10 protein-coding genes and 5 pseudogenes are annotated in these 17,059 nt (G+C 61.2%); 10 read left to right on the top strand and 5 right to left on the bottom strand.

The window, feature by feature from the left end; translation table 11 throughout:
• The first annotated feature begins 158 nt into the window (after positions 1–158).
• From OKQ63_RS03550 to OKQ63_RS03535, 4 genes and pseudogenes are all read left to right on the top strand, one after another.
• Positions 159–764, top strand: a complete 606-nt coding sequence (locus OKQ63_RS03550; RefSeq protein WP_264212591.1) for a DUF805 domain-containing protein — start codon at positions 159–161, stop codon at positions 762–764.
• 797 nt (positions 765–1,561) lie between these two features.
• The gene (locus tag OKQ63_RS03545; RefSeq protein ID WP_264212590.1) at positions 1,562–3,658 is read left to right on the top strand and encodes a tyrosine-type recombinase/integrase; all 2,097 of its coding nucleotides are present in this window, start codon (positions 1,562–1,564) and stop codon (positions 3,656–3,658) included.
• A 162-nt stretch (positions 3,659–3,820) separates the two neighbouring features.
• A complete protein-coding gene (locus OKQ63_RS03540) occupies positions 3,821–4,096 on the top strand; it encodes a hypothetical protein (RefSeq protein ID WP_264212589.1) in 276 nt (91 codons plus the stop codon).
• 62 nt (positions 4,097–4,158) lie between these two features.
• Positions 4,159–5,008 (top strand): annotated as a pseudogene (locus OKQ63_RS03535) (IS3 family transposase); the annotation flags it as partial.
• Between the two features lie 202 nt (positions 5,009–5,210).
• Here the strand turns inward: OKQ63_RS03535 and OKQ63_RS03530 are convergent.
• Positions 5,211–6,539: pseudogene (locus OKQ63_RS03530) on the bottom strand (IS110 family RNA-guided transposase).
• 137 nt (positions 6,540–6,676) lie between these two features.
• Here OKQ63_RS03530 and OKQ63_RS03525 point away from each other — a divergent pair.
• Positions 6,677–6,949 (top strand): annotated as a pseudogene (locus OKQ63_RS03525) (integrase core domain-containing protein); the annotation flags it as partial.
• A gap of 177 nt (positions 6,950–7,126) precedes the next feature.
• Positions 7,127–8,514, top strand: a pseudogene (locus OKQ63_RS03520) (IS3 family transposase).
• Positions 8,515–8,722: 208 nt separating this feature from the next.
• Here the strand turns inward: OKQ63_RS03520 and OKQ63_RS03515 are convergent.
• From OKQ63_RS03515 to OKQ63_RS03505, 3 genes and pseudogenes are all read right to left on the bottom strand, one after another.
• Positions 8,723–8,857: pseudogene (locus OKQ63_RS03515) on the bottom strand (transposase); the annotation flags it as partial.
• Between the two features lie 271 nt (positions 8,858–9,128).
• Positions 9,129–10,226 (bottom strand): DegT/DnrJ/EryC1/StrS family aminotransferase, encoded by a 1,098-nt coding sequence (locus OKQ63_RS03510; protein ID WP_264212588.1) that lies wholly within the window; start codon positions 10,224–10,226, stop codon positions 9,129–9,131.
• The gene (locus tag OKQ63_RS03505; protein WP_264212587.1) at positions 10,223–10,633 is read right to left on the bottom strand and encodes a sugar 3,4-ketoisomerase; all 411 of its coding nucleotides are present in this window, start codon (positions 10,631–10,633) and stop codon (positions 10,223–10,225) included. Before OKQ63_RS03505 ends, OKQ63_RS03510 begins: the two co-directional genes overlap by 4 nt.
• Before the next feature lie 109 nt (positions 10,634–10,742).
• Between OKQ63_RS03505 and OKQ63_RS03500 the strand changes: the two genes are divergently transcribed.
• From OKQ63_RS03500 to OKQ63_RS03485, 4 genes are read left to right on the top strand one after another with little or no spacing between them, the layout of a single operon-like run.
• Complete coding sequence (locus OKQ63_RS03500; protein WP_264212586.1) at positions 10,743–11,417, top strand: acetyltransferase; 675 nt, start codon at positions 10,743–10,745, stop codon at positions 11,415–11,417.
• Between the two features lies 1 nt (position 11,418).
• Entirely contained in the window at positions 11,419–12,345 is a 927-nt protein-coding gene (locus tag OKQ63_RS03495) for a hypothetical protein (protein ID WP_264212585.1), read from the top strand.
• Between the two features lie 4 nt (positions 12,346–12,349).
• Positions 12,350–13,291 carry a GNAT family N-acetyltransferase gene (locus OKQ63_RS03490; protein ID WP_264212584.1) on the top strand — a complete coding sequence of 314 codons (942 nt, stop codon included), beginning with the start codon at positions 12,350–12,352 and terminating at the stop codon, positions 13,289–13,291.
• Between the two features lie 36 nt (positions 13,292–13,327).
• Entirely contained in the window at positions 13,328–14,263 is a 936-nt protein-coding gene (locus OKQ63_RS03485) for a glycosyltransferase family 2 protein (RefSeq protein ID WP_264212583.1), read from the top strand.
• 92 nt (positions 14,264–14,355) lie between these two features.
• On the opposite strand, the gene OKQ63_RS03480 is transcribed toward OKQ63_RS03485, so the two are convergent.
• Positions 14,356–17,019, bottom strand: a complete 2,664-nt coding sequence (locus OKQ63_RS03480; RefSeq protein WP_264212582.1) for a methyl-accepting chemotaxis protein — start codon at positions 17,017–17,019, stop codon at positions 14,356–14,358.
• Positions 17,020–17,059: the final 40 nt, after the last annotated feature.

The following is a 17,059-nucleotide window of genomic DNA, read 5'->3' as shown; positions in this document are numbered from 1 at the left end:
AGAGCAGGCTTGTAGACTTATAATCTACAGACTATGAGTCTCATTTGCGGGTGCTAGAAATGCGCGCGAGTGTGGCCGCGTCGAAACTACGCGGTGCGTGCTTACACTGCTCGAGGCATGATTTGACCGGATAGTTCATCAAATGAAATGAGTAGCTTATGGATCGATTTATACTTCTTTGCTTAGTTATTGCACTCGGGTGTATTCCCGCAGGCTTCTGGTATCAGCACGAGTACCAGGAACTCCCAATTTGGATCATTGTCATCGCCTGTGCGGCGATCGCGTTGATTTTTATCCGCATAGTTGAACTCGCTTTGAAGGGAACCGTTGCAAAGCTGACCAACCCCGACACCCAGAAAAAGCTTAAAGCGGCTTCTGACGATGCAGCCGAAAAAGCCGTTGAAGCAGCCAAGCAAGGGACACAAACTGCCCAGGAAGTTGGCAACAGCTTAGTTCCGCGGCTGCAGTACCTGTTTAGCTTCTCGGGTCGATCAACCCGGGGTGAGTATCTGCTATGCCAGATCGGAACCGGGGTGGCTATGTTCCTCAGTTTGGTTCTTTTGCTATCGGAGGCTGGGATATTGCCGCTGATTGTGCTCCTCGCTAGCGCAGTAATCCTCCTCGCTTTCGGTGTTCGGCGAACCCGTGACACAGGAGTAAGTCAATGGTGGTTCTTGCTTATCCTCGTTCCGCCAGCGAACCTTGCCATGTTCGTGTTTCTCCTTCTCGTCCCGACCGACGAGTTCAAGGGTAAGGGGTTCTAACCACCGCGCCATGTCCGCGGTCGAAATCAACTGCTAGCGGGCCTCCAGAGGTCTGCTGGCGGGTGGTTAGTGGGCGAGCCACTTAGTCGGCTTGTACGGTTGCCAAGTCTCAGGATACTGGTCTGCCCAGTCGAGGAAACTGTCATTGGTCACCACCCTAACGCCTAGGCCCAGAGTTGCGGAAGCATAGGGGAGAGTGGGCTAGCGGAGGACGAGTTCACTCCTTCGAGCCTTCCTCGTCTTCCGCCGTGAGATAGCGGTACCCGGCGTAGGCTAGAGCACCGCCGAGGATGGGCGCAGCAGCAGTAAGAGCCAAGCCAGCAGCCATTCCCCCTCCTACAGCCGCTCCAACTGTGGCAAGGCCAGAAGTAATGCCGGTCGCCCCCAGTCCGGTTACCGCCCCCAGTTGCGAAACCCCCACTAGCGCTGCGCTACCACCAGCCAGGGCGCCACCAGTCGCGGACACCAATTCTTTGCCGTCTTTAGCCAATACTTTTCTCCTCAAAACACGTGAGCAGGTTAGATGGCTGAACGTGCTGCGCAAAGCTGTTTCTGCCCCAGATACTGCCCCAGATTTGCTAGCGGGACGGCTAAGGCGATGAAGCGGATCGGGACGCAAGGCTTCCTACCACCCCAGCCAACTTTCTCTGAAAACTCAGAAAAACAAGGGAAAATCGCTCCCTTGCACTCGCCGTGTATCCCAGTCCGCTGACGATGGGATACAGGGTGGGATACACCCCTCCAGTTCCAAAATCGGATACCGCGCCCGGGGACGCACCCGCGCCGGCCCTTATCTCATGCGCCGCGGCCGTACGTTTTATTTCATGAAGCGCCTGCCCCGAAAAATTTCTGGCGGCGTATCAAACCGGTTTTTGCGTCTCTCTTTACGAACCGAGTTCCCGCTCGACGCCGTGGTGCGGGCCGGAAGCCTGCTCGCGGTCTACGAGCAGAAGGAACCGGAAATCGTGGACGCCCTGAAACAAAATGAGATTTCGCCGAGTGAAGCAGAGGCTCTGCTGAAAGCAATACTGCGAAAGGATCTCAATCGCATCCTGCAGGAGCAGAATTCAGAGACAGCCCTGTCCGATCAGGAAATCGATGAAAGAATTGCGGCCCTCAAGGCCGAGAACCAGGCATTGCGTGACGCTATGAAGTTCAAGGACTGGTCTCTCGTGCAGCCTGCCCTGTGCGCGGCCGGGGAAAAAACCTCGCTGCCCCTCTCGCTTCCGGTTTCGCCGGATCTCGGGCGCCGGGCCGCTTCCCTGCAACGGCAGATCAATAAAGCCGAAATCAAAACCCTCAATGGCGAAGATGTACGGGTAGCTGCAGCAAAACTGCTCTCGAAAGAAGACAATGCGGATTTTGACCAGTTTATCAAAGGTGAGATCATGTTGTCCGGCGCGGTTCAAGACGCAGTCCAAAGAGCAAGCTCCCGCGACATGGCGCGCAAAATTGCGGCCACAGGAGAGATCGCTCTCGAATTCTTCGGGGACATTCCCTTGAGCACGATAACGACGGACAAGGTCAAGGACCTCATGTTTTTTATTCAGCGCATACCCTCACTTCACGGGAAGAAACACGGCAATAACCGCTTCGTTCATGACCGGGAGAAGGCCACAAAGCGGGAAGAGGTTGAACGCGCCGACCTGCATGACGCCAGCGTCCGCGCCAAAATCGAGGCAGACGAAACGCTGGCCCTGCCTGAGATGCGGGCCCGCCTTGCCGAACGCCTCATTCCCCGGCTCACGATGACAACAGTCGGCCATCACCTCGACCGCCTGCACGGCATCTTCAGAAATGCCCAGAAAAATCTCGACTATACCGGCCAGACCCGGTTCCTGACGCACTCGGATATGAAGGAGCACATCAAAGGAAACAGCAATGAAAAGTCGGATCCGCTTTTTGTCCGTAAGGACAGACCAAAAGACCGGGAAGCCTGGTCGCAGGAGCGGCTCAAAGCCTTGCTCATGTCACCGATCTATACCGGATGCGCGTCAAACGGGCGCCGCTGGCAGCCCGGCTCTATGATCATCCGGGATGCGAAATACTGGGTTCCACTGCTGGTGATGACGCTGGGATCCCGGATCCTGGAAATTCTGCAGCTGAAAAAGACAGATCTGATCTTACACAATGGCGTTTTGTGCCTGACAATCGGAATCACGTCAGAACACCGGGTTAAGAACAGCGACTCGAAGAGAACGCTGCCACTTCCTCAGCTCCTGATCGATCTGGGCTTCGTGGAGTGGGTCCATTCGCAGCCGGTGGACCAGCGCCTGCTGTTTCCCTCTCCGGCTGGAGGCACTGACATCGCCGCCACTGCCGGGAATTTCGGGAAACAGCTGAAAACACTGTACCGCCGCCTCGGCATTGCGGATTGGAGTGAAGATTTCTATGCGCTACGCAAAACACTGAGCAGCGCGCTTGACGATGCCGGCGTTCCCGAAAACCGCCGTCAGGCAATCGCCGGTCATGCCGGAGGAACCACCCTCAACAAGTTTTACACCAAGCGCAATGTCTCCACCCTGAAATCGGAGCTGGAAAAATTCGACCTCAAAGTAACCGTGGCTTTCTCGGACGCACACGATCACCCGGTCATCGAGGACTGCAATCTTATCGCCAAACCGGTTGCCAGGGTCGAGGTTGAACTTGGGAAAGATGAAACGGCGAGCCTTGTTCGGGTGAAATCGATGCAAACAGGTGAAATCCTGGTGAACGCCAAAATTGCGCAAAATGAACCGCACTCCAATCCCGCCGGGAAGGGTAGGTTCTGGACACCGCAGGATGTGGCCGTTCAACTTCGCAGTATCGGTACGGCGTATGAGCTCTCCATGCCGCAAACCCTGCAACGCCGGCAAGCCGTTGAGAACCTGATGACCTATGGGTACAAAACGTGATCGCCTCAGACGGGCAGCGCTCTGGGCTGCAGTAGTCTACTGGTGTGAAAACAGAGGGATCAGTGGGACGGCGTGATGCGGGCATTCTAACCGGCACAACTAACTGGCGCTTCCCGGCGCAGGCCTGCAAGGCCGCCCCCCCCGGCAAGAGCTGGTCCGGCGATGAACGCGGCTTGGTTAGGCCAGATCAGCATTCCGAAACTGGTCCAGTCGCGATATGCTGGTTCAGCTCAGGAGACCGATATACCAGATAACAAAGCCCTTTTGTGTCCCGTAACGGGAAATGAACTTTTCCGGGATGTCCGGCCCGTCGAGGCGAAATTAAAAACAGAGTCGGTAAAGGTAAACCTGACCGGCTGGTATGCGCGGATGACGCTCTGCAATCGTTACACCGAGGAAACCGCAATCACGGTGGCCGACCTGCTGAGTGACAGGTGACGTGCTCCCCTGAAAAGTCCGCGATTTGAAGTTAGCCTGTTCTCCAAGCGAGGAGACAGACGATGCGGAAAAGCCGTTTCAGCGAAGAGCAGATCATTGGCATCCTGAAGGAGCACCAAGCCGGAATGGGGGCGAAGGAACTGTGCCGGAAGCACGGCATCAGCGATGGCACTTTCTACAAATGGCGTTCGAAGTATGGCGGCATGGAAGTGTCCGAGGCCAAGAGGCTGAAGGCTCTGGAGGTCGAGAACGCCAAGCTCAAGAAGATGTTGGCCGAGCACATGCTTGATGTGGCAACGCTGAAAGAGATGCTGGGAAAAAACTTTTGAAGCCCGGTGCAAGGCGGAGAGCCGTGGACTGGGCCATGACAGAGAAGAACTACAACCAGCGGCGGGCCTGTGCCCTGGCCGGGATAGATCCGCGCGTCTATCGGCGTGGATCAACCAGGCCTGCGGACGCCGAGTTGCGAGAGAGGCTGAAGGAGCTGTCCAGCGAACGGCGGCGCTTCGGCTATCGTCGGCTGCACCTGCTGCTCGGCCGCGAGGGCTGGAAGGTGAACTGGAAGAAGCTCTAACGGATCTACCGCGAAGAGGGGCTGAGCGTGCGCAAGCGCGGCGGGCGAAAACGCGCCATTGGGACGCGTGCGCCCTTGGCGATCCCGCAAGGGCCGAACCAGAGATGGTCGCTGGACTTCGTCTCGGACAGCTTGTCCCCCTTCCGGGGCATTGCTGCGCAATGCCCTGCCGGGCAAGGGATGGCCGCCGTTTCCGGGTGCTCTGCGTCATTGACGACTTCAGCCGGGAATGCCTGGCCGCGGTCGTGGACACCTCACTCTCCGGCCAGCGGGTTGCCCGTGAGCTCGACAATATCGCCCGAACGCGTGGCTATCCCTGCATGGTGGTCAGCGATAACGTCCTATGTCGGGAAATTCCGGCTGCTTAGGTCAGCAGGTCATGGAGCATCCGGAGCCCCGGACGCCCTGACAGGTTTGCCCAGACGGGCTCTGCCGTCAAGAAATGATCTCTTCCATAGCAAACACAGGGTACGCGCTCCGGCGGCCCTCACCGTCCTTAATACGAGATCCCAAATCCCAAGCAGAAAGCCCGAACATTATCTACGAGGTCAGCGAACTGCCTCCACGGCCATTACAGAGAGAGGTCCTTCCGCCTGGGCTCACCCCTCGAAGAAGGGGCGATAAGGTTCACCGTGTTTGACCACGGCGTGAACGGTGCGCGCCATCTTGGCAGCAATCGCGGTATAGGCCTTGCGGCGCAGGTGAGCATTGTGCCGGTCCTTCGAAATGTAACGCTCAAACTTGTCGCGGAAGCTGTTTGTCTTCTTCAACGCGGCCGTCTGACCCGCCATCCAGAGCGTGCGCCGGAGCCGGGCATTGCCATACTTGGAGATCTTGCTTTGTCCGCGGAACATCCCGGATTGCACGGTGGCGAGATCCCTCTCGGCAGATTGCTACGCAATCGCCTTCCGGGCAATGCATGCCGCAGAACTTAAGGAACTGGCGGTGATGCCGGAAGCGGCGCAGATCACCCGCCTCAGCCAGGATGGTCATTGCGTTGATCGGGCCGATGCCGGGGATGGTCGTCAGCAGCTGATAGTCAGGCAGGCCGGACAGAAGTTCGACGGATCTGGCCTCAATCTCATTGCGCTGTCGGATCAGGCTGCGGCCTTCGGCGAGAACGAGGCGGAACATACGCACGGCGTCGGAATGCGGGCCGACAGGAAGCCCGACTGAACCCGCAGCAGTCGTGTAAATGTCTGAAAGCAGGCGTTCTTTGGCAACCTTGCGGCCGACGACTTGCCAGGCATCGGCGATGAATGCCTGCCGGCTCATGGCCGAGATCATGTGAGGGGACGGGTACTTCTCGAGAAACGCCAGGAACCAATCCGTCCGGGAGCTTCTGTGAAACCGCTCGGCTTCGGGAAAATACAGAGGCAGGTAATGGGTCAGGATGCGATGCCAGAGTTCGGTCTTCGACCGCGAAACGATTTCATGGGTCTTTGACAGTTCCTGAATGTCAGCGGTTCCGGTGGCCAGCGGATCGTGGAAGAACTGCACGGCCCCAATTTCCAGCATGTGAAGGATGACCTGGGCGTCCTTCGGGTCGTTCTTGTCCCAGCTGTTGTGCAGGGCCTCCCGCGTCCGGGCCAAGCCCACGGAGGACACGAGCTTCAGCTCGAACCCCGCCTGGCCGAGATGATGTGCCAGTGCCCGATGATAGTTGCCGGTTGCTTCGAACCCGATCCTAACCGGCAGGCCGTAACCGGAAAGAGCTGCCACCAAACGCCCGAAGTCATCCAGAGTATTGGTGATGGTCATGCGGCGGCGGCGTTTCTTGCCGGGAGCACCGATCAGAACTTCGTGGCGGTGTTTGGAAATGTCGATGGCGACCAGTAAGGTCGGCGCAGTAGAATAGGTGGCGGTCATAGCCGGTCTCCTCAGCGGTGTGGTTTATGCAAAACCACTGTTGAGACCTGAGACCCGGTTATGGCCACCCGCTGCGCGATTTGAGGGCTGCGCGCGTGGCCATAACCTCTCAGCGGCTAATCTTCCCGACGTGCTACGGCCCGGAATACATCAGCGGCACTTTGATGGAATGGGCCGAACACAAGGGCATAGCCCTGGCCCACATCCAGCCGGGAAAGCCGCAGCAGAACGCTTATGTCGAGCGCTACAACCGGACGGTCCGGCACGAAGGGCTGGACCTCCATATCTTCGAAACCATCGACGAGGTGCAGCAGATTGCCACCGAGTGGCTATGGTCCTACAACAACGAGCGCCCCAACATCGGCAACGGCGGCATAACGCCCGCCCTGAAATTGAAAATGGCCGCGTAAATTCTACGACCAAGCCCCCGAAAAACGGGGGGATTACCGCTCGAGGGGGCTTTTTCCAAGGGATGCGACGAAAGCTTCAGCCGAGAGTTTAGGTGCTCTGACAGTTCGTCATTGACGTGCTCCCCTGAAAAGTCCGCGATTTGAAGTTAGCCTGTTCTCCAAGCGAGGAGACAGACGATGCGGAAAAGCCGTTTCAGCGAAGAGCAGATCATTGGCATCCTGAAGGAGCACCAAGCCGGAATGGGGGCGAAGGAACTGTGCCGGAAGCACGGCATCCACCGCCCGGCAGGGCATTGCGCAGCAATGTCCCGAGAGGGGGCGATGGCACTTTCTGCAAATGGCGTTCGAAGTATGGCGGCATGGAAGTGTCCGAGGCCAAGAGGCTGAAGGCTCTGGAGGTCGAGAACGCCAAGCTCAAGAAGATGTTGGCCGAGCACATGCTTGATGTGGCAACGCTGAAAGAGATGCTGGGAATGGCAGCAGGCGAACGCCATGCGTTCGAGTGAGCCTGCGAACCCTTTTGAAGCCCGGTGCAAGGCGGAGAGCCGTGGACTGGGCCATGACAGAGAAGAACCACAACCAGCGGCGGGCCTGGGCCCTGGCCGGGATCGATCCGCGCGTCCATCGGCGTGGATCAACCAGGCCTGCGGACGCCGAGTTGCGAGAGAGGCTGAAGGAGCTGTCCAGCGAACGGCGGCGCTTCGGCTATCCACTGCCCGGCAGTGGTTTGCTTGCAAACCATGAGAGGGGCGGCTGCACCTGCTGCTCGGCCGCGAGGGCTGGAAGGTGAACTGGATCGAAGCCCGTAAGGCAGACGATCCGGGGGATCGTTTGTAGGGTGTAGCGCTCTACCGGATCTACCGCGAAGAGGGGCTGAGCGTGCGCAAGCGCGGCGGGCGAAAACGCGTCATTGGGACGCGTGCGCTCATCACTGCCCGGCAGGCGCATGCGCAGCATGCTGCCGAGAGGGGCGATCCCGCAAGGGCCGAACCAGAGATGGTCGCTGGACTTCGTCTCGGACCGCTTGTCCGCCTCTCGGGACATTGCTGCGCAATGCCCTGCCGGGCAAGGGATGGCCGCCGTTTCCGGGTGCTCTGCGTCATTGACGACTTCAGCCGGGAATGCCTGGCCGCGGTCGTGGACACCTCGCTCTCCGGCCAGCGGGTTGCCCGTGAGCTCGATAATATCGCCCGAACGCGTGGCTATCCCTGCATGGTGGTCAGCGAGCGAGCTTTGTCCGCCATTGGTCCGAGGACAATGGCGAGCGGGACCGAACTGACGTCGAATGCCATTCTGAAATGGCAGGAAGACCGGAAGGTCGAGTGGCACTACATCGCGTCAGGCAAGCCCATGCAGAACGGCTTTGTCGAAAGCTTCAACGGCCGCCTCCGGGACGAGTGCCTCAACGAGCACTTGTTCGTCAGCCTGCGCCACGCCCGAGAGTTGATCGCGGCCTGGCGTGACGATTACAATCACCATCGCCCACATACGAGCCGCGACGGGCTCACCCCGTGGGAGTATCACCACGGTCAGTAGAGGACCAAACCCTGAACAGAGCGAACTAATAACCGCGGACTCTGCGGGGAGCACGTCACTACCTACCAACCCAAGCACCCTAGGAAGATACCCTAACCAACTCCCCTAGCCCCTAAGGATGTTCGGTACTCACTTCAGGGATAAGCCCAGTTTTCTTCCTGAACTCCTCAACCATCACCTCCTTGGCTGTTTGCTCGCAGTTGGCATTCACCAGGATAGGGTCATGGACAGGGAGGGCTGTGATCCCTCGGGCACCGTCATGCCGCCGAACTTGGCCTTCCAGTTGCAGAAAGTGCCTTCCGGCATACCGTGCTTGCGGCACAGGTCAGCGCACTTGGCGCCTGCCTCGTGCCCGCCCAGAATGCCGATGATCTGCTCGTCCGTGAACCTTGTCCGCGTCGTTGTCCGTCCTCAGATTGGGCCGGACTCCAATCGAAGGTGGAGGAAAATCCCCTTGGCAGGTCACCCGTAACAAGCGTCATCCGTGCTGTTGATGGCAACCACGGCCCCGCCTTTACCCCAGGCGGGGCTGCAGGCCAGACCGGATCGGTGATGCCGGGACACGCTCAATCCGGCCCGCCGGCCTGTGCCGTTCACCGAGCGGGACTGCCGAAGCCGGGCCGGCCTTGCCGTTGCGGGCAGGTCACGCGAGTTTCAGAACCTGGCCGATAACATATTCGGTCTGCGCTTCAGTCTGGGCCGGGCCGACCGGCAGGCTGATGACTTCCGAGGCCAGGGTCTCGGCCAGGGGAAATGCGCCCCGGGCATGGCCTTGCGAAGCAAAGGCGCCCTGCAGATGCGGCGGCTTGGGATAATGGATGACGGTGCCGATCCCCGCCTCTTCCAGCCGGGCGCGGAACCCGTCCCGCTGCGGGTGGCGCACCACAAAGAGATGCCAGACCGGATCCGCCCATTGCGGCACCGCAGGCAGCACCAGGCCCGAGGCAGACAGGGCGCCCAGATAACGGGCGGCAATGGCCTGGCGGCGGGCGTTCCAGTCATCCAGAACCTGCAGCTTCACTTGCAGCGCAGCCGCTTGCATCGGGTCCAGGCGGCTGTTCTGGCCGGCCAGCTCATGCTCATATTTGACCGCTGAGCCGTAGTTGCGCAGCATCGATACCCGCGCCGCCAGCTCCGGCGAAGTGGTGGTGAAACCGCCGCCGTCGCCCAGTGCGCCCAGGTTCTTGCCCGGATAGAAACTCCAGCAGGCGGCCTCGCCGAAACTGCCGATCCGCTGGCCCTTGTATCTGGCGCCATGGGCCTGGGCGGCGTCTTCCAGCAGGTGCAGACCGTGCCGCTCCGACAGCTGCAGCAGCGGGTCCATATCGGCCGGCTGGCCGTAAAGATGGACCGGGATGATCGCCTTGGTGCGGGACGTGATGGCGGCGGCGGCCGCTTCGGGGTCGATGTTGTGGGTGGCCTCCAAAGGCTCTACCGGCACGATCGTTGCGCCGCAGAAACTGACCGCAAGCCAGGTTGCAATATAGGTATTGGCGGGTACGATAACCTCATCGCCCGGGCCGATCCCCATCGCCTTCAGCGCCAGGACCAGCGCATCCAGCCCGTTGCCGGTGCCAAGGCAATGAGGCGCGCCGGTGAACCGGGCGAAATCCGCCTCAAACGCCTCCACTTCGGGGCCCAGGATGTAGCTCCCGGACCGCGCGACCCGCAGCACGGCTTCATCCAGCTGGTCCTGGATTTCGGCATGGGCGCCAGCGATATCGAGGAAAGGGACTTTCACGCCGCACCTATGGCGGCTTTGAATTCGTCGTAGTCGCGGATGTAGTCACCTTCGTCATAAGCCTCGGAGGTCAGCACCATGCAGACCGCGCCGGAGGAGAAGTTGTCGAGGTAGCGCCACATCATCGGGCAGACATAAAGCCCGTAGTAGGAGCGGTTCAGATGGAAGCGCTTGGTCTCGAAGCCGTCATCCAGCAGGATGTCGAAACTGCCGGACATGCAGATGATGAACTGATGCAGCGCCTTATGCGCGTGCTCGCCGCGGTCGGCCCCGCCGGGCACATCGTAAAGGTAATATACCCGCTTGATATCAAAGGGGATATGATTGCCGCCTTCGACAAAAGTCAGGTTGCCCCGCACATCGGTGATCTTGGGCAAATCAATGATTTTGCAGTCAGTCAGAGGCACGGAAACCGCCTTCGCATTTGAATGTCCCTTGTGTATATGCATATCTGAACCGGACCAGCAAGCAGCGCCGGCCGCCAGGGCCGCCTCAATCAAGGACAGAGTCCCTCCCATGAGCAAAAAGCTACTGATCATCGGTGCGGGTGAATTCGCCGACATCGCCTATGAATATTTCACTGTCGACAGCGGTTATGAAGTTGCCGGTTTTGCGGTCGAGGCCGAGTATCTGACCGAGGAAGAGAAATTCGGCCTGCCGGTGGTGGCCCTGGAGACCGTGGAAACCGTATTCCCCGCCTCCGAGGTCGACGCCCATGTGGCGGTGACCTCGACCAAACTGAACCGGATCCGCGTGCGGCTGATCGAGATTGCCCGCAGCAAAGGCTATGCGCTGGCCAATTTCATCAGCCCCCGCGCCATGGTCTGGCGCACGGCAGAGCTGGGCGACAATGTGTTCATCTTTGAAAACAACGTGGTGCAGCACGGGGTCAAGATCGAAAGCGGCTGCGTGCTGTGGTCGGGCAACCATATCGGCCATCAGACCCGGATCCGCGAGCACTGTTTCCTGGCCTCGCATGTCGTGGTTTCGGGCTATTGCGATATCGGCGCGCGTAGTTTTGTCGGAGTCAACGCGACCTTTGCCGACAATGTGAAAATCGGCGAGGACAGCTTTGTCGGCATGGCGGCGGCCGTGAACAAAAGCTTTGACACCGCGGGCCAGATCCTGAACGGCAACCCGGCGGAGCCTGCCAAAGTGTCCTCCTACCGCTATTTCCGGATCAAGCAGTAACATGGGCTGGGTCAAGAAAGGGCGGGTGTTCAACCCGGACGGAAGCCAGGACTGGGCCAGGCATTCCTTCATGACCCCTTGCCCCTGGCAGCGGGACGAAAGCACCATCCGCCTGTTTGGCGGCATGCGCGATGATCACGGGATCAGCCGGATCGGCTGGGTGGATGTGGAGGCCTCCGACCCGCTGCAGGTCAAGGCGGTGTCCGAAAGGCCCGTGATCGGGCTGGGCGCGCCGGGCATGTTCGACGATAACGGCGTGATCCTGGGGGATGTTCTGGAAGTCTCCGAGGATGAGCTGCGGCTCTATTATGTCGGTTTTCAGCTGGTGGAAAAGGCCAAGTTCCTGGCCTTCAGCGGCCTCGCCGTGAGCCGCGACAGGGGCAACAGTTTCGAGCGGGTGCAGCAGACGCCGGTCATCGACCGCTGCCCCGAAGGGGCCTTTATCGGCGCCCTGCACTCCATTGCCGCGCTGCCTGACGGCACCTACCGGGCCTGGATCTCCCGCGGTTTCGGCTGGCAGGACATCGGCGGGCGGCTGTTCCCGGCCTACGACTGCTGGACCCTGACCAGCGAAGACGGCGTCAGGTTCGACAATTCCACTGCGCAGCGGATCATCCCCCCTGCCCCCGAAGAATACCGGATCGGCCGCCCCCGGGCGAACCAGCTGCCGGACGGGTCCTGGGAACTGCGCGCGACCTCCGACACCCTGACCAAGCAATACGCCAGCTTCCGCTTCACCTCGCCGGACGGGGTGGATTTCACCCGCACCAGCGACGCGGAACTGCCGCGCGGCGCCGCGGATGCCTGGGATGGCGAGATGACCTGCTACCCGGCGCGGATCGATACGGCCCAGGGCCGCAGCTATCTCTTCTACAACGGCAACAACATGGGCGCGACCGGCGTCGGCGTTGCCGTGCTTGAGGACTGAACCCGTGACGGTTGAGGTACGGCGCTACACGGCGGAGGACGCCAGCCCGTGGGATGCGTTCCTGAAGACATCCAAGAACGGCACTTTCCTGCTGCAGCGCGGGTTCATGGATTATCACGCCGACCGGTTTCAGGATCATTCGCTGCTGATCTTTGAAGACGGCAGGCTGCTGGCGGTGATGCCGGCCAACGCCGACGGCACCGTGCTGAACTCCCATGGCGGGCTGACCTATGGCGGGGTGGTCTCTGGTGCGAAGATGAGCGCCGAGCGCATGCTTGCGGTGTTCGATGCACTTTCCGCCTATCTGCGCGCGGCCGGGTTCAGCGAGGTCAATTACAAGGCCGTGCCTTATATCTACCACAGCCAGCCCGCCGACGAAGACATCTACGCGCTGTTCCGGCACGGCGCGCAGGCTGTGCGCACGGATGTGTCGGCCACTATCGCCATACCGCACCGCCTGCCCTTTGGCAGCGGCAAGAAGGACGGGCTGCGCAAAGCGCGCAAGGCCGGGCTGGAAATCCGCGAAAGCACCGATTGGAGTGCCTGCTGGGCGCTGCTCACCCGGGTTCTGGGCGACCGCCATAACGCCCGGCCCGTGCACAGCGAGACGGAAATCCAACTGCTGGCCAGCCGCTTTCCGGACCGGATCCGGATGTTCGGCGCCTTTGACAGCGATCAGATGGTCTCCGCCCTGGTGATCTTCGACTGCGGCCGGACCGTGCATGTGCAGTATATCGCTTCCTCCGAGCAGGGCCGCCGGAAGGGCGGCGTCGATATGATCGTCCACCACTTGCTGGAGGAGGTTTTTGCGGACCGGGCATGGTTTGATTTTGGCATTTCCACCACTGATCAGGGGCGGGAGCTGAACGCAGGCCTGGCCAAGCAGAAAGAGATGTTCGGCGCCCGCAGCACAGTGTATCAGCAGTTCCGCTGGCAACTCGCCTGACAAAAGGCGTTTTCCGGCCGAACAAAAGGACATGCTATGACACAGACACCCGCTGCCAGTTTCATCCTGCTGTCCTACTGCCAGGAAGACAGCATCTCTGCCTCTGTTCAGTCCTTGCTCGATCAGGACTGCGAACCGATCGAGATCATCATCTCGGATGACGCCTCCACCGACCGGACGTTTGAAAAGATCAGGCAGCTGGCGGACGGCTATGCCGGCCCGCACCGGGTCGTGGCCCGGCGCAACGAAGCCAACATGGGCGTCAACCGGCATATCGAACTGGCGATCTCCCTCGCCTCCTGCGACCTGATGATCTGGACCGCCGGCGATGACCGCAACGCGCCCGACCGGGCCCAGCGGATTATCGACAGCCACAGGCAGAGCGGTGCCAAGCTGATCTACTCGGATGCGGAAACCATCGGCCCTGACGGAGAGCCCGGCGAGGACGCCTACCGCCGCGCCCTGTTCTACAGGGACTTCGGCGCAGAGGATGCCGCCACCGCCTTCTCGCTCTACCTGGGCGCCACTGCCGCCTGGCACAAGGATCTGTATCGCAAATACGGCGGCTTTCCCAAGGACCGCGCCTATGAGGATCTGATCCTCGGCTTCCGCGCCCTGCTGGAGAACCGGCTGCACTACATCCCCGAGAAGCTGGTGACCTACCAGGAAAATGTCGGCATCTCCACCAGGCTGACCAAGAAGATCAGCACGCTCTCCAACCAGGAGCGGCGCACCCGGATGCTGAAAGGGCAACTGGCGGTTCTGGAACAGCGCCTTGCCGATGCCCGCACCTTCGGGCTGGAGGACAACGCGCCTCTGGTCCGGAAGATGACACAGGCCGCCGGCAAGATCCGCGCCCGGCTGGAGTCCTATGACGGTATCGGCGCGGTGCTGGGCAGCAAGGACTACGGCTGGAGCGCCAAGCTGCAGGGTATCGCCAGCGAAGGCATGCGCAGGCTGCGCAACAGGTAGCGGTGCAGCGGCCCGGCGACTGGCTGGTCCGGCCTGATCAAAGCCAGGCTGATGCATCTGCGCAAAGACCCGGCGGTCCTTGCAGGCGGGATTCAGGCCTGCAGGCGCCAGGGGTCTTCCTGAAGGTCATGTTCCGGACCGCCCGCCTCCTGCCCGGTTTCCGTCTCTGCGGCATTGGTTCGGAAGGCGCCGATGGCGCTCGCCATCGCCTGCGCCTCCTTGGAGAGGCCCAGGCTGGAGGAGGTGACCTCCTCGAACAAGGCCGCGTTGCGGGTGGTGGCATCGTCAAGGTTTGCCATCGCCGAATTGATTTCCTGCAGGCTGCCGGATTGCTCAGTGGAGGCCGTGGAAATGGTCTTCATCAGGTCGGCAGCGCTGGCAACAGAGGCGGATATCTCGCCGATTGCTGTTTGCGTCTGCTCCACCAGATCCGCCCCAAGCTCGACATTCCGGCCGGCTTCATCAACCAGCGCGGCGATTTCGGTGGCGGCCTCCTTGGACCGGTGCGCCAGGGTGCGCACTTCCGAGGCAACCACTGCAAAGCCCTTGCCGACAGTGCCCGCACGGGCCGCCTCGACGCCCGCGTTCAGCGCCAGCAGGTTGGTCTGCTGGGCAATTGCCTCGATCATGCCGATGATCTGGGAAATCTTTTCAGAGCTTTCCTTGATCGCCTCCATCGCACCATAGGTCCGTTTCACCACTTCGATGCTGTTGCTGGCATTCTGGCGTGCGGCCTCGACTGACGCAGAGGCCTCACCCGACGCCTGGGCAGTGCCGGTGATGGACACCGACAACTGGTTCACCGCGGCCGCGGTGCCGGCCAGAGTCTGCGCCGTTTGCTCCGACCGTTCCGACAGGTTGCGGGAGGCAGAGGAGATTTCGGTGCTGCCGCCGGCGATCGACTGGCCGCTGGTGCTGAGGCTGCGGACAGACGCTTCCAGCTTGTCCAGCGCCGCGTTGAAATCGTCGCGCAGCTTGGCATAGCCCTCGCCCATTCCGCCTTGGATACGGTATGTCAGATCGCCCTGCGACAGCCGCTCCAGCCCATTGCCGATCGCCGTCACCGCGGCAGTCTGCTCCGCCAGCCGGGCCGTGCGCTCCACTTCGGCCGCAGCCTCGACCTCAGCCTTTTCCACCAGCCCGTCACGGAACACCGACAGCGCCGTGGCGATGCGGTAGATTTCGTCGCTGGAGCGCTCATACCCCGTCACCGGGCGCAGATTGCCTGCGGCCAGCCGCTCGGTGGTGCCGCTGATATCGGCCAGCGGACGCAGGATCAGGATCCGGGTCAGCACAAGCGCTGCCAGAAAGACCCCCGCCGCCACAGCCGCCAGGATCTGCAGCTGCCGCTGTGCGGCCTTGACGTCGCTGGCAAGCCCGCCCGCAATCGAAGCGATTTCCAGCTGGCTTTCGGCGCCCAGCCCGGTGGCGTGATGGGCAAATTCCAGCACCGCATCCACAGTCGCCTGAGACGCCGCAGCTGCCTCGGCAGCAGCCTCCAGAGCCGCAACCTTGAACACGGGCAGGCCTTGGGCGGGGTCTGCCAGCGCGATCATCCCCTCCAATTCCTGCGCAAAGACACCGTCATTGAAGCCGGCATACCCCTGCAGCGCCCTGGCGGCCTCCTGCAGCGGCCCGGCGGCGGCTTTGGCGGCGGAGATCTCATGCGCGGCGGCCATATCCAGCGCCGCGACCTGGAAGGCGCTGATCCAGCCGTTGATCTCCAGCAGCTGCTGCAGAACGCCGACCTGGTTGTCCAGCAGGCCCTGGATGGCGGTGCGGTTGTCGGAACTGGCCTGGGTTGCCGCAACCGACAGGGTGAATACCATCCTCTCCATCTCCTGGGTCAAAGGGCGCACGCTGGCATTGCGGGCGCTCAGCACGTCCTTGCGGCTATCTTTCAACTCCTTGCGGCTGGCTGTCAGCGTGTAGCGGAACAGTTCGACACCTTCGCGAACCTTCTTGGCCCGGAACGCATCCAGGCCCAGCTCCTCGAGCTGCCCCATTACCGGCTTCAGCCGTTGCAAGGCGTCAGTGGCCATCTTCTTGAGCGCCCGTTTGGTGGGCACGTCGCGCACATGGCCCAGCGCCAGCGCCGCGCCGGACAGAACGCTGATGTCGGCGCGCGCCTCCAGCAGCGTCTGCAGACCGCCAAACTGCTTCTCGACCAGGTTGTTCAGAACCTCATCGACCTGGATGATGGTCTCCTCGCCGCCCGCCATCAGACTGTCGCGGGCCTCGGATGCAACCAGGACAAGCTTGCCCTGCACCGCCTGGCTGAGAGTCTGCAGGCCGGCGGTCTGGGTGTCGATCCAGGTCTGGTTTTGAAAGGCGCCCTTGCGCGCCGTGATCAAGTTGCTAAGCATTTCCGAGGCCGCCGCAGCCTCCGGCGCAAACAGCGCCTGTTCTGCGGCGGGCAGACCGGCAACACTGCCGTCGAGACTGGTGAGGGCGGCAGCCGCCTCTTCCTCTGCCCGGGCCAGTTCCGCGGCGGACCCGGCCTGCAGAACGCCAATCATCGCATTCTTGGTCCGGCTCGCGGCGTTGACCAGTTGGCTACTGAGCTCCAGTTGCGGCACCTTCGCCTGCGTCAGAACTTCCATCTGGCGGCCGGTCTGGGCAAAGACCAGGGTGACCAGGATACCGCCAACGGCCGTGGCAGCCCCCATAGCCAGCAGGATCAGCGTGATCTTGGCACCGATGCTGGAAAACAGCCGGAATTTCCGCTTCGCCGGAACGTCTTTCTTTGCAGTCATTGTATCACCCAAGGCATCCGCCCAAATTCTGTCCCCAGGC

This window comes from Leisingera thetidis, from assembly GCF_025857195.1.
GTDB classification, from domain to species: domain Bacteria; phylum Pseudomonadota; class Alphaproteobacteria; order Rhodobacterales; family Rhodobacteraceae; genus Leisingera; species Leisingera thetidis.
Note: the sequence above shows the minus strand (reverse complement) of the source record. Positions and strands in the feature narration are given on the sequence as shown.

What these genes read in the sequence shown, in the direction of transcription:
- OKQ63_RS03550 (WP_264212591.1), top strand. Translation starts at nt 159, where the DNA reads ATGGATCGATTTATACTTCTTTGCTTAGTTATTGCACTCGGGTGTATT.
- OKQ63_RS03500 (WP_264212586.1), top strand. Translation starts at nt 10,743, where the DNA reads ATGAGCAAAAAGCTACTGATCATCGGTGCGGGTGAATTCGCCGACATC.
- OKQ63_RS03545 (WP_264212590.1), top strand. Translation starts at nt 1,562, where the DNA reads ATGCGCCGCGGCCGTACGTTTTATTTCATGAAGCGCCTGCCCCGAAAA.
- OKQ63_RS03540 (WP_264212589.1), top strand. Translation starts at nt 3,821, where the DNA reads ATGAACGCGGCTTGGTTAGGCCAGATCAGCATTCCGAAACTGGTCCAG.
- OKQ63_RS03480 (WP_264212582.1), bottom strand. Translation starts at nt 17,019, where the DNA reads ATGACTGCAAAGAAAGACGTTCCGGCGAAGCGGAAATTCCGGCTGTTT.
- OKQ63_RS03485 (WP_264212583.1), top strand. Translation starts at nt 13,328, where the DNA reads ATGACACAGACACCCGCTGCCAGTTTCATCCTGCTGTCCTACTGCCAG.
- OKQ63_RS03495 (WP_264212585.1), top strand. Translation starts at nt 11,419, where the DNA reads ATGGGCTGGGTCAAGAAAGGGCGGGTGTTCAACCCGGACGGAAGCCAG.